This window comes from Epilithonimonas sp. JDS (assembly GCF_021261315.1).
Classification (GTDB): domain Bacteria; phylum Bacteroidota; class Bacteroidia; order Flavobacteriales; family Weeksellaceae; genus Epilithonimonas.
The window spans coordinates 54552-68445 of the sequence record NZ_JAJSAX010000003.1; the positions used below are offsets into that span (position 1 = coordinate 54552).

6 protein-coding genes are annotated in these 13894 nt (G+C 37.5%); all 6 read right to left on the minus strand.

Annotated elements, in window-relative coordinates:
- Window positions 1–37 precede the first annotated feature (37 nt).
- The 6 genes from LUD75_RS10800 to LUD75_RS10825 all read right to left on the minus strand — a co-directional run bounded on the left by LUD75_RS10800 (window position 38) and on the right by LUD75_RS10825 (window position 13764).
- Entirely contained in the window at window positions 38–736 is a 699-nt protein-coding gene (locus tag LUD75_RS10800; protein ID WP_232705687.1) for an L-ribulose-5-phosphate 4-epimerase, read from the minus strand.
- 246 nt (window positions 737–982) lie between these two features.
- Window positions 983–2680, minus strand: a complete 1698-nt coding sequence (locus LUD75_RS10805) for a ribulokinase (RefSeq protein WP_232705688.1) — start codon at window positions 2678–2680, stop codon at window positions 983–985.
- 136 nt (window positions 2681–2816) lie between these two features.
- Window positions 2817–4790 carry an alpha-L-arabinofuranosidase C-terminal domain-containing protein gene (locus tag LUD75_RS10810; protein ID WP_232705689.1) on the minus strand — a complete coding sequence of 658 codons (1974 nt, stop codon included), beginning with the start codon at window positions 4788–4790 and terminating at the stop codon, window positions 2817–2819.
- A gap of 95 nt (window positions 4791–4885) precedes the next feature.
- Complete coding sequence (locus LUD75_RS10815) at window positions 4886–7513, minus strand: glycoside hydrolase family 3 C-terminal domain-containing protein (protein WP_232705690.1); 2628 nt, start codon at window positions 7511–7513, stop codon at window positions 4886–4888.
- 196 nt (window positions 7514–7709) lie between these two features.
- On the minus strand, window positions 7710–10436 hold the full coding sequence (locus LUD75_RS10820; protein ID WP_232705691.1) for a T9SS type A sorting domain-containing protein: 2727 nt from the start codon (window positions 10434–10436) through the stop codon (window positions 7710–7712).
- A 799-nt stretch (window positions 10437–11235) separates the two neighbouring features.
- Window positions 11236–13764: a glycosyl hydrolase 115 family protein gene (locus LUD75_RS10825; protein WP_232705692.1), complete on the minus strand. Its 2529-nt coding sequence runs from the start codon at window positions 13762–13764 to the stop codon at window positions 11236–11238.
- Window positions 13765–13894 lie beyond the last annotated feature (130 nt).

The window sequence follows — 13894 nt, forward strand, 5'->3', positions numbered from 1 at the left end:
TAGTTCAGAATGACAAAAATTTTATTTTAAATTTTAATTATTGTCCGTAATAGGCGTTTTTGCCGTGTTTTCGTTCGTAATGTTTTTTGATGAGCGAATCTTTCAGTCGTGGTGCATCCGGGTTGATTTGTCTCGTGCGATACGCCATTTCTGCGATGGTTTCCAAAACTTTGCTGTTGTAAACGGCTTTATCGGCATTTTTCCCCCAAGTGAACGGTCCGTGATTTCCGATAAGAACCATTTCTACTTCTTCGTAAGACAATTCTTTTTCTTTGAAGCAATTGAGAATCTGAATTCCGGTATTATACTCGTAGTTTCCTTCAATTAAATCATCGTGCATAGGTGGTGCACAAGGAATATCCGAAGTCAGATGGTCGGCGTGTGTGGTTCCGAAAATCGGAACAGCCATTTGCGCCTGCGCCCAAGCTACAGAAAAAATGGCGTGCGTATGTGAAATTCCACCAATATTTTCCCAGTTTTTGTAGAGGTAAGCGTGGGTTTTTGTGTCCGAAGAAGGTCTTAAATTTCCTTCAACCACATTGGCATCGTAATCTAAAATCACAATATCTTCAGGTGTTAAGATTTCGTACGGAACACCGCTTGGTTTAATGGCAAAGATTCCTTTTTCACGGTCAACTGCACTTACGTTTCCAAATGTGTAGACGACCAGCTTCAAGGCATCCAACTGCATATTGGCCTCGTAACATTCTCTCTTGAGTTCTTTATAGATGCTCATTTTTTATTAAATAATTTAAAGATTAAGATTCTTAAATTGCGTTGTGTTTTAGCTCTATGCCTGATTTTTATTTTCCTTGGCTTTAGCCGAAACTTAAATAGGTTTCGGCTAAAGCCAATTTGATTGTCATTTAATAAATAGGAAAAGCCCTTTCCTATTAATTTGTGTCAGCCTTGTCAAAGTTTTGGAATCTTGACAAGGCTTTTCAACAGCTAATTGCACGTAGCCCGACCTGATTTCTATCAACTATAAACTGTAAGCCTTCAACTTCTTTTTAGACTTTATATTATTTTCAGTGAAATCTGCGAGAATCTGATATTGGTTCATCAGTTCTGCATATTTTTCCACGTGTGCTGCCTGTGGGAAATATTCGGCTTCAAAATCGGAACCCATTTTTTGGCTTGCTTCCTGAACATTTGCATAAATACCTGCCGAAACTGCGGCATAAATCGCTGCGCCCAAAGCCGGAGCCTGGTCTGATGCTGCTACGACAATCGGCATATTAAGCACGTTTGCCAAGGTTTGCATAATGAACGGAGATTTTCTAGCAACACCACCTATTCCGATTACTTTTTCGATTTTCACGCCTTCTTCTTCAAAACGGTCGACAATTTTTTTAGAACCAAAACAAATGGCGTTGACTAAAGCTTTGAAAATTTGCGGTGCTTTTGTCCCGAGTGAAAGATTGCTGATAGCCGCTTTCAGTTCTTGATCGGCATCAGGCGTTCTTCTTCCATTAACCCAATCCAATGCAATAGGAACGGCTTCGGAAAGAGGGATTTTTTCAGCTTCTAAAGTAAGATTTCGAATGAGATTGTTTTCTATTTCTTCCTTTAATTGTTGTTTTTGATGTTCATTGATGATATTAGAATTCATCAAAACGTTTTGAGTTGGCCACATCAGAATGTCTTTGTACCAAGCCAACAAATCTCCGAACGCCGATTGACCAGCCTCAAGACCAATCAATCCCGGGATAACCGAACCATCTACCTGTCCGCAAATTCCTTTGACGGTTTTGTCTCCGATAATTTCGTTGGGTGCAACCATAATATCGCAGGTGGAAGTTCCCATAATTCTGATGAGTGTGTTCTCCTCCACTTTTGCACCGACTGCTCCTGAATGGGCGTCGAAAGTTCCTACGGCAATCACAGTGTTGGTTGTCAATCCTAATTTTGCAGCCCATCCTTGGTTTAAATTTCCTGCAACCTCATCGGAAGTGTAGGTTTTATCATACAATCTGTCTCGAAGTCCGGCTAAAGATGGGTCTAACTGACCGAGAAAGTCTTTAGAAGGAAGTCCGCCCCACGATTCGTGCCACATTGCTTTGTGACCTGCGGCGCAACGGCTTCTTTTGAAAGTTGATAAATCCTGATGGTCGGAAAGGAGAAACGTAATATAATCGCAATGCTCCATCCAACTGTAAGACGCATTTTTCACTTTTTCGTCTTCTCGGTTGATGTGAAGAATTTTTGCCCAAAACCATTCGGAAGAATAGATTCCGCCTTCAAATTTGGTGTAATCTTCACCGCCCCAATTTCTTGATAAATGATTAATTTCTTCCGCTTCATCAACGGATGTATGGTCTTTCCACAACACCATCATTGCATTTGGATTTTGTTCGAAACCAGGCGTTAAAGCCAATGCAATTCCTTCTTTGTTTACCGGAAGCGGCGATGAACCTGTGGTATCAATACAAATGCTGACAATATTTTCAGGTGCTACTCCACTTTCTTTTACCACATCGGAAACGGTTTTTTCTAAACCCTCGATATGGTCTAAAGGATGTTGACGGAATTGATTTTGCTCCGGCTGACAGAACTTTCCATCTTTCCATCTTTGGTAATAACTTACGGATGTTGCGAGCTCTGCTCCATTTTCTGTATCAATCAGAACTGCACGTACGGAATCTGTTCCATAATCTAATCCGATAACATATTTCTTCATTGTTTATAATGAATTTAGTTTTAATAAATGTTTATTTCTCTTATTGAGAGAATAAAACAAATATAAATTTTTATTTTAAATAAATGTAAATATTACACTTAATTTTATTTTTTCCTGTATTAATGGTATTTTGCGGTTATTTTATTTTTAAAACTACAAAAGAATTGGATGGAATCTGAACAGAAAATTTCCCTTTTTTAATCACAGAATTCTCTTCAAGAGGTTTAATATTTTCGGTTTGGAAATTATTTTCTGCAGAAAGTTGTGAAGCTGTCAAGATTATTTTGGTCAGTTTGCTTCCTAATTTTATGTTTTTTGGATTGATTTCAATTGACTTTTCCTGAGAATCTGTATTAACTATTTTGATCATTACTTCATTATTTTTACCATCTTTCACTGCGGATGCAAAGAGTTGATTTTGTCCTTTTACAGGATTCCCATTTTCAGAAATCTTAATTAAATCTGTTCCTTTATTGTTGGAAAATAATTTCTGAACGTAATAATTGGGTGTTGCATACGACTGAAGATTATTAAACCAAATTAAATCCGGTGTCCATTGCCAACCGTCTGCGTGGGCAAAAAGCGGGGCGTAAGAAGTCATCGTGACAACATCGGCATTTCTTTCAAGCCCAGTCATAAAAGCGGCTTCTGAAAGTGCGGTCTGCCAGTTATTTTTATTATCTGGTTTTACTACGCCAACCGATTGTGCCGCATATTCCCCGGCGAAAACTTTTGGTCCGGAACGGTCGTAATCATCATATCTTCCGGCATTTTTTGTAAACCATTCGGGCGAATTGTAATAATGTTCATCTACAATCTGTGCATTGAGTTTTTTGAGCTCTTTCCAGCCATATTCAAAGAATTCTCCGTCGGGCGACGGTCCGCTTCCTGAAATGATTTTAATATCCGGATATTTGGTGTGAATGGCTTTTTCAAAAATTTTGTAACGCTCGATGTAATCTTCTCCCCATTGCTCGTTTCCGACGCCAATATATTTCATATTGAATGGTTTTGGATGTCCCATTTCAGCACGGATTTTCCCCCATTTTGTATTAGAATCACCATTGGCAAACTCAATTAAATCCAGAGCATCCTGAACGTAAGGATTTAATTCCTCCAAATGAACCAATTCGCCCGTATTGAACTGGCACGCCATTCCACTGCTCAAAATCGGTAACGGCTCTGCTCCCAAATCTTCCGAAAGCTGGAAATATTCATAAAAACCCAATCCGAACGACTGATAATAATCGGGAGTCAGGCGATGCGCAAATCCTGAGCTCCATTTGTTGATGAGATATTCTCTGTCAGCGACATTTCCCAGCGTTTTTTTCCATTGATATCTTTCGGCAAGTGTTCTTCCTTCGACTATACAACCTCCGGGAAAACGCAAAAATCCTGGTTGCATGTCGTATAATTTCTGAACCAAATCTTTACGCAAACCGCCTTTTCTTCCCTTCCAAGTATCTTGTGGGAAGAGGGAAATCATATCCATATTGATGACGCCGTTTCCGGTAAAAGTGATTTGAAGTTTTGCTTTTTCAACTGTTCTTGATGGTGTGAAAACCGCATTATATTTTTGCCAGCCCTTTCCTTTGATGAGAATGGGAACTGTCGAGATTATCTTTCCGTTTTCGTCAATTAGACTTGCGTTAACTGCGGAAATATTACCTGATACTTTTTCTAAATCGAAGCCGAAATCATATCGGGAATTCTGATGAAGCCCGATTCCTCTGAAACCTTCATTCTCCAAAATATAATTTTTGTCATTGTAAATGGTGATTCTTGCATAGTTTTTATTGGTTTTGGAATTATCCGAATAAATCGTCAGAAAACCGGAATTCAAATTAGGAGAAAGTGTTTTTGTATTTTGCTGTTTCCAACCCATTAACGGTTCGTCAAATTCAAAACTTCGGTTTTTGATGAGTTCTGCATAAATACCGCCATCTGCTGCAAAATTGATGTCTTCGAAGAAAATTCCGTACATCGTTGGCTGAATTTTGATGTTGGTAGTACTTCCATCCAAATCAAAAGTAAACTTTGAGGTTTGTGCTGATGAAAATGCAACACAGGTTGAGAGAAGAAGGGTGAAGATTTTATTTTTAGTTTTCATTGATACTATTTTTTAATTGTTCAAACAGACACTTCGACTACGCTCAGTGTGACATCTCTAATACTAAATGTTTAATGGAGCATGTCAGTCTATAATTACTTGACTTTCAGCTGAACACTTTTTAATCCTGCATTATCAGAAGTTCCGCCGTAGAAAATGGTATAATCTCCGGATTTTGAAACCAAATCATCGGCTTTTTCATCATAAAATTTGAATGACTCCTGAGAAATTGTCAGTTGTATGTTTTTTGTTTCTTTAGATTTAATCAAAACTCTTTCAAAAGCTCTTAAAGTCTTCACAGGCGCTAAAACATCATTATTTCTTTTCACATACACCTGCACCACTTCCTCTCCATGACTTTCAGAAATATTTTTAACAGGAATATTTATCGTAATATTTTCACTAGAACTGATGTTGTATTTGCTCAATTTTGCATCTCCATAATTGAATTTTGAATAACTCAAACCGTGACCGAATGGATACAAAGGTTTTTCCGTCATATAGCGGTAAGTTCTTCCCTGCATATCATAATTTTCAAAACCTTGGTGCTTACTCGTTTTAGAAAGTGCATTATCCAGTTGCTCCAGATTTTTGTAAAAAGTAATCGGCAATCTTCCGGAAGGATTGTAATCTCCCGCCAAAACATCCGCAACAGCAGTTCCGCTGGATTGTCCGCCATACCAAGCATTCAGCAAAGCGTCATAATTTTTTTCTTCCTGTTCCAGACCAAGCGAACTTCCTGTACATAATACAAAAACGACAGGTTTTCCGGTTTTTCTTAATTCCGTTAATAATTCACGCTGAACTTTCGGAAGTTCTATCGAGGTTTTATCGCCACCTTTGAAACCTTCGGCGCTTACCAACATTTCTTCGCCTTCCAGACTTGGCGACAATCCGCCAGCAAAAATGATAACGTCAGCATCTTTCACTTTTTCTTTCACCGAAGCGAAATTTACAGGATCTTTTTTGTAAACTTCAAACGCAATGCTTACGTATTTTCCTTTCTGGCTGTGACGTAGTTCTATCTGATACTCTTTTCCTTTCTGCATTTTTACAGGAAATTCCGAAGGATGTCTTGCGTCAGGACCTTTTCTGGTAGCAATTTCTTTTCCGTTAACAAAAAGCGTGTAAATGTCTGATGTTGCGGCAGAAAATATCACTTCGCCGGAATAACTGCTCTTAAAAATACCCGAAATTTTTGCTGATGTATTTTCTCTGGCAACTCCTGCAGCGAGTTGTGTTCCGCCAAAACTATTATACGTGATTGAAGTATTATTGACGGAAGTATTGACCGGTTGACCTTTGAATTCATTGTTATTAAAGAATTCCACCTCCATCCCTTTTTGTCCATTTTTCTGACTGACAAAATTTTGATAGAGTGAAGTTCTTGCCGTAGGATCTGCAACTTCACTTCCCTTTTCATAAATGATTTCAGCATTTGGAAATTTGGCTTTAATTCCATCTAAAATCGTTACGATTGAAGAAGGTGTTCCGTTGTAATTTCCCAACTGCATAATTCTGTCATCAGCATTGGGACCTACAACGGCAATTTTTTTAATATTTTTATTTAAAGGCAGGATGTTTTTTTCATTTTTCATCAGTACAATAGATTTCTGAGCCATTTTCAAAGCCTGTTTCTTATGTTCATCCGAATCTACCACCGAATACGGAATTTGATTCCAATGCACGGAAGATTTGGGATCAAGCATACCTAATTCAAACCAGCCTTTCAGGATTCTGCGCATTGAAATATCGAGGTCTTTTTCGGTGATTAATCCGCTTGCCAGAGATTTATTGAGGTTATTATAAGTATCTCCACATTCCAAATCTGTGGAATGTTTTAGAGCATCTGCTGCTGCACTTTTTTCGTCGGGATGCGTTCCGTGGTATTTTTCCTGATAGAAATCTGCCAAAGCCCAACAGTCTGAAACGACCATTCCGTCATACTTCCATTTACCTCGGAGAATTTCATTAAGCAAAGTATTATTGGCACAACAAGGTTGTCCGTCGAAAGCGTTGTAAGCGCACATCACTTCTCTTACATTTCCTTCCAAAACCAGTGCTTTGAAAGCCGGAAGATAGGTCTCATACAGATCTCTTTTGGAAATTTCGGCATTGTAGGAATGTCGGTTCCATTCCGGGCCGCTGTGAACGGCGAAATGTTTGGCGCAAGCGTGGGTTTTAAAATATTTAGGATCATTTCCCTGCAAACCTTTTACCGCAGCAACACCCAAAACAGAAGTAAGATAAGGATCTTCTCCGTAAGTTTCCTGACCTCTTCCCCATCTTGGATCCCGGAAAATATTGATATTCGGAGTCCAGAATGTAAGACCTTCGTAACGTCCGGTTTTACTGGCTTCATCGAAAGATTTGTTATATTTTGCACGGGCTTCATCAGAAATCATTTCAAAGGTTTTGAGATGTTCCGGAACGTCCCAGGTCGCTGCCAAACCAATGGCTTGTGGAAAAACAGTCGCTGTTCCAGCTCTGGCGACGCCGTGAAGTGCCTCGTTCCACCATCCGTAAGCGGGAATTTCGAGTCTTGGAACTGCTTTGGAATTATCAATCATCATTCCGATTTTTTCATCAACAGTTAATAATCCGAGAAGATTCTCGATTCTCTGTTCGACAGGAAGTTTTGGATTTTGAAAGGAATGTTTGAAATTCTGTGCGGATGAAAATGCACAAATGTAGATGAATAAGGAAAGTATAATCTTTTTCATTAGGAAATATTTAAAAATGCTTTCGGAAGATGAATTTTATTTCAAACTGAAGAAATACCAATTCTACTAAAAACAAATATAACATTCTATTTTAAATAAATGTATATATTACACTTAATTATAAATTATTAAACAAAAAGTCACCAGAATGAACCGGTGACTTCCTAAAAAATAATTTGAAAAAATATGAATGAGGTTATTGTTTTATGAATTTACTCTTGATGTTTTTCCCTGATTCGGATATCTCGATAAAATATAATCCGGAAGGAAGTTTAGACACATCTATTCTGTTTTTGCCGATGTTAAGTTTTGTTTTATATGAAACTATACTTCCTTTTGCATCTATGATAGAATAAACCGCATCAGATGATCTCCAGTCAACGAAAATTTCGTTTTTGGCTGGGTTTGGATAGATCTGTACTTTAGAAGTGGACGTATTTTCTGAAGCTAGCGTCTCAAATTCTAACATTAACATCGAAGCTGAATAAATGTTTTCTTCAGAAATGTATGCACTGAAAGAAGAAACATTTTCACTTCCGCTTGCAATTTTGTAGAATCCTGTCGTTCCACTTACCGTTTTGAGCACATATCCTCCTGTGTAAGCTTTTATCGTGCTGTAATCTGCATTGAACTGATTTGAAACTATCGCTTTTGGCGTAGAAACAGATCCGGATCCTGTGAAAGTAAAGGTTCCATTTCCATTGATTAATACCGGTGTATTAGCAGGAATTTTTCCATTCGGAACAGTTGTACACAACACTTTTGATGATGAAGGCAGCATATTGTAAGCTTGTACACCCATTGGAATATTAGCTTCAAACGGAAGAACGATAACTGCATATCCATTGATTGTTTTTGTATAAGAAGCATTGGTTGCCGTAAAACTGATAGGCGCATTAAAATCACCGCCCTGATCCGACAATTCCAATGAGGCACAAACCGTTCCTGAAACAACATTTGAGTTGGCAGCTTTAGAGTTTGTAAGGAAGCCAGAACCAGCACTGACATAGAAAAGACTATTAGCATTTGCCATTTTGCTTTTCCAATTTGCAGATGTATTGATATTCGTTACGTTGTTAAAATCCAATGAGGTGTAGTATGTATTTTCATAAACATCCATCAGGTTGCTGTCGCCGTCGGAATAAACGCCGGCAAATTTCATTGCTTTTTCATTCGAAATACCAAAATAAACATCCCCGAAATTAAATGTAAGAATCGAACTGAAATTACCATTTCTGAGTCCTATAATTCCCTTGCATCCAGTTGTAAGAACAGCTCTGGAAATATCAAAAACCAAATCAAAATTGGAAGATCCTGATGATGGCAGGTTTACAGTTCCATAATTATAAGATTTCACAGCTCCTGCCTTATCAACATAATAAAGTGTGGTATTGGAAGACGTTGCCAAATTGCTTGTTGTATAACTGTTTACGTGGAAAACCAACTTGTTGTAGCGATCATCCAGACTTATGTATCCGTTAGAATCTGTCATATTGGAACTGATCAATGGTGTAGAATTATACAAAGTCGCTGTTTTACCACTCAATTGATAGGCTGTTCCGAAAGCAGAATTTGTGACTGTCTGCGTTTCTATTTTACTGTAATTCACATCCTGTCCTGTCATATTGGAAACTTCTCTGATATTACTTTTATCAAAAACAAAAGTGATAACGCTTGATGGATTCACCTGGATTGTTGGGCGAAATGTCTCAGTAAAATTCAGGTTAGAAGAACTCATATTGGTTGTTTCGTTGGTCAGAATCTTCTGAACGGATGTCGTGTAAAATGGTAAATCCACTTTCAGAGTATAAGTGTTGGCAGATGAATTGAAAACCATCAGCGTCACTTTGTCACCCGAATCATTGATATAAGCTGAACCTTGCATCGATCCCTGATCGCTCCATATTGCATCCAGTCTTTTGGAACCTGTGGTATATTTTGCAAAGTGAGAAAGTATATATCCTCTTTTAGTAATTTCGCCAGCTACGGTTCCGAATTGACCGTCTCCCATCATTCCGTAATATCTTTTTGTGGCATAATGGATCCAGGCATTTCCTCCGCCTACCAAAACATCATTTACACTTTTCGCAAAGTCAAACGCATCTGTACTCCAAGAGAAATTTCTTGTCCCGCCATTTGAGTTCCAGTTGAGCAGAAACTCCGTCATCCAGATTTCTTTATTTGTGTTAAGGAACCCTTTGTATGTAGAACCTATGCCGCCATATTGGTGTCCAGCATAGATTTCAAATTTTGGCAATACATCTGCCGCAAGAAGTGCACTGGCATAAGTATTTGACATCCCAACTGTTTCCGGCGCAATAATCCTACAGGAAATAACATCTGAATAATTCTTCAAAAAATTGGTGATCTGAGCAGGTGTATATGTGCACCCTGCATAAGTAACCACATAATCCGGTTCGTTTTGAAGGGATATTGCATACAACTCTACGCCATTGTCTCTCAGATAGACTACAAATTCATTAAGATAATTAGCAAAATCTGCATAATTTTCTTCCTTTAAAAAACCTTCCACACCATTGTAAGTCCCGGCGTCATTACCATTGGTTTTCCATTCGGCAGGTGGAGACCACGGACTTGCAAAAATGATCAATCCCAAAGATTTTGCTTTTTGTGCGGTTGCCAAAGCTGTGCTCCAGTTTGCCTTGGTCGTAGGAATATAAAGCCGCATAATGTTGTATCCGGCCTCACTATTTGTGCCCCACATTTTTTCGATTTCTGCAGGTGTCATATGGTCATAGGCAAACTGCGGGCTGCACACGAAACCACCGAAACCTGTAATTTTTTGTCTCTGTGTGGTATTGTCTATACGGACTTTTGGCGTTTGAGCACTTACCTGGCAGGTGAGTAAAACAATTGCAATGAGAGCAATTCTGCTGATTAAATTAATGATAGTTTTTTTCATAACGTAAAGTTTTATTTTTAATAATTTTTTTTGAAATCTTAAAGAATTTTCACTCACCTTTTTTTTTAAAAAAAACACAACTAAGTACCCGATGCATTTAGAAAAGCATCTTTATGGATGATGTGAAGTTTTTTGGAGTGACAGCTATAGAATCAAGTTTAGATCTTCCTAAAATTGCATAATAATCATTTTAGTCGTTCAATAAAATATAATTAGCTGATAAATTTCATACCATTTATATTAATTTTGTTATTAAATGTTATTTGATACTAATATAATAAATAATTTAACAAAACAACACATTTAATTACTGAATTAATAATTTTATAACTGCTTATCATAAAAATACATAATATTGAAATTAACAGAAATATGATTATGTTATCATTCCGTTAATGATTAGTTAATATTAAAATTAGGTGTTTGAAAGGAAATTAAAACAGCTCATATTGATATTCATCTGTCATTAGTCATTGATTATTATGATAAGCGTATTATTAATTATGTCGAAAAAAAATTATAAACAAAAAATAATAAACAATTTTACCATTGATTTTGATTGATAAATGGCTTAAAAAATAATTGATACTTGCGTAATTTGCTCCTAAGAATTAAAATTTGAGAAATCAATTAATTTTTCGTTCAATAATTGGTTTTTGTTTTCAATCAATCGGTAAAAAACAAGCTATATTTTTCAGGAAATCGAGGAGTAAATTTTATCGAAATTAAGACAAAAAACCCTTTCAGAGTTAAATTCTGAAAGGGTTGATTTAAACAAATTTCTCGCTAAAGTAACTATCTACTTTTCTGAATACTGACTTTCTGGTGCCCCCAGATAAGAAGGCTTCAGTCCCCCGGTATTAATCAATATCTTTTCCAGCACGATTCCCGGCTCCAACACTCTGAATCTTAACTTATGTTTTCCCGGTTCTGAAATCTGATGTCTGGTCATTGATCTGATAATGTGTTCTGACTGCCATTTCCCAAGTTCGCCTTTGTAATGACTATTGAAATTAATGGTTTGAGGAGTTCCGCCATCAAAGGAAATCTCGTAGCGTAATCCTTTGTTGTGATTATAATTTAAAGTCGGAGCTAGAAGAAGCTGAAATTCAAATTCGCCTTTAGACTCAAAATTTACATCATATTCCAAGTAGATATTTTCATCAGATTTTGGATAGGCATTTTGTGGAAAAGTCGTAATTCCGGATTTTGTTTTCCCGAAATCAGGAATCACTTCCCAATGGATTCTGTCCGAATTATTCATTCTTGCAAAATTTTCCGCTTCGATTGAAATGTACTTATCTTTCTCCTGGAACACTTTCTCTTTCGCAAAATTTGTTTCAGAAACATACGTTACTTCAGGCATTACATTTACTTTTCCGTCAAACCAGGCTTTGTATCCTATCTTCATCTGGTCCATCATATGCGTCCATTTTCCTCCGGCAATTTCGTTGTTATATTTATTGTCGAGGTAAGCATTTCTTTCAAAACATTCTTTTACTTTATCAGCATAAAAATTTGCTTTGAGATCATTTTTGGCTGCCAGTTCTTTGTTTTTCGCCACGGCATAATACATTTCGTACAAATTGCTGCACGCATCTATCGGGTAAAGAACCAACTGATAATAGGCGTCCTGATATTCTGCCGGAATCTGCTCTTTCAGACGTAACGCATCTATTGCCAACGCTCTGTAGTCATTGAGAACAGTCTCAAATTCATTATAATTTTCCAAGCTGAATGTTTTGCTGTCAAGTGTTTCCGGAGTTACTCTTCGGTTATATTTAGCGTAAAGGTTAATCATTCTGGCAATTTCCTTTGAATGTTTTTCGCCAAACTGTTGTGCAGACCATTTTTCGGTATATTCGAGAAGGTTTTTAGAGTTAAACTGTTTCGGATTCCACGCCATTTCTAAGAAAAAACTGATTGGAAATTCCATCGGTTTTAAATCTCCTACATTTACAACCCAAACTTTATCCACTTTATGCTCATAAGAAAGATTCATCTGCTCCCAAACTCTTTGGATCGGACTGATATTGATCCATTTTGAATTTCTCGGTCCGCCTACATAATCGAAATGATAATACATTCCGTAACCGCCCTTGTGTAAAGGTTTTGAAAGGTCCGGAAGTTTTCTCACATTACCCCAATTATCATCACAAAACAAGAGAATTACATCATCCGGAACTCTCATTCCTTTGTCATAATAATCCTGAACTTCTTTGTACAAAGCCCAAACCTGAGGCGTTTTGCTTGGATTTTTACCTGTAACATTTTGGATAATTTTGCGCTGGTCTTTTACAATGTTTTCAAGTAGAGAAATATTAGTTCCCTCTCCCATCGCTTCGTCACCGTCGCCACGCATTCCGACAGTCACGAGTTTTTCCCAGTTTTTGCTTCTCACAATTCCTGCTTTCCAGAAATCCTGCAAAACTTTAGCATTTTTTGAGTAATCCCAAACATTCGGAAGGTTATTTTTTTTGATATATCGATGCCAATCGGTCTGAGCCTGAGCCATCGGTTCGTGATGAGAAGTTCCCATTATAATACCCATTTCGTTGGCTAATGGTCCACTCAAAGCATCATCGTCGTAAAATGCTTTTCCCCACATCGCAGGCCATAGATAATTGGCTTTGGAGCGAAGAAGCAATTCAAAAACTTTTTCATAAAATTTAGAATTGACGCCGCCGAAAGTAGCTCTTGCCCAACCGCCGAGCGAAGGTTCTTCATCATTCAGAAAAATTCCGCGGTATTCTACGGCAGGTTCTCCATCGGTATAAATTCCTTTTTTGAAGTATAAATTTTCTTTTGCTTCCACCGGAACATCTGCCCAATAATGCCAGGGTGAAATGCCGATTTGCCGAGAAACTTCATAAATCCCGTAAATCGTCCCTCGTTTGTCGCTTCCTGCAATCACAATTGCTTCCGAAACTCCGGGAAAAGGATTGCTGATATTTTGGATAATGTATTTTTCACGTTTTCCGGTTAGTGCTTTTCCGTCAATTTTTTTTTGTCTGATTAAATCATCAATTACCGATTTTGTTCCGACAGTTCCAATGATGATTAAAGGAGAATTCATTCCTGAAATCTGATTCAGTATATTGGGCTGTTCACCTGTTACTTTCTGGAAATCTGTTTGGAGATTTTTGACAGCTCTCAATATTCCTGTATCAATATTATTGTTAGTAAATAATGAGATATTGACTGATTTATCTTTCAGGAGAATAGCATCATCGCTTTTTTTTGTCGTGATAAATGGTTCTGTCGCCTGTCCATTTAAACAAGCACCAAACAACAGTACAAAGAGAAATAGTATCGGTAATCTGTTCATAATCTTTATTTTGATTTGATTGAAACTTTATAGATTCTGAAAACCTATAAGGTTTAGTTTAACATTTATTAGTTGCGAATTGCACGCAGCCCGGCTTGAACGGAGCTCTTTTTGTGAGGAGGTACGACTA

Excerpts from the sequence above, each read along its gene's own strand:
- LUD75_RS10800 (WP_232705687.1), bottom strand. The coding sequence starts at position 736 with ATGAGCATCTATAAAGAACTCAAGAGAGAATGTTACGAGGCCAATATG.
- LUD75_RS10805 (WP_232705688.1), bottom strand. The coding sequence starts at position 2,680 with ATGAAGAAATATGTTATCGGATTAGATTATGGAACAGATTCCGTACGT.
- LUD75_RS10810 (WP_232705689.1), bottom strand. The coding sequence starts at position 4,790 with ATGAAAACTAAAAATAAAATCTTCACCCTTCTTCTCTCAACCTGTGTT.
- LUD75_RS10815 (WP_232705690.1), bottom strand. The coding sequence starts at position 7,513 with ATGAAAAAGATTATACTTTCCTTATTCATCTACATTTGTGCATTTTCA.
- LUD75_RS10820 (WP_232705691.1), bottom strand. The coding sequence starts at position 10,436 with ATGAAAAAAACTATCATTAATTTAATCAGCAGAATTGCTCTCATTGCA.
- LUD75_RS10825 (WP_232705692.1), bottom strand. The coding sequence starts at position 13,764 with ATGAACAGATTACCGATACTATTTCTCTTTGTACTGTTGTTTGGTGCT.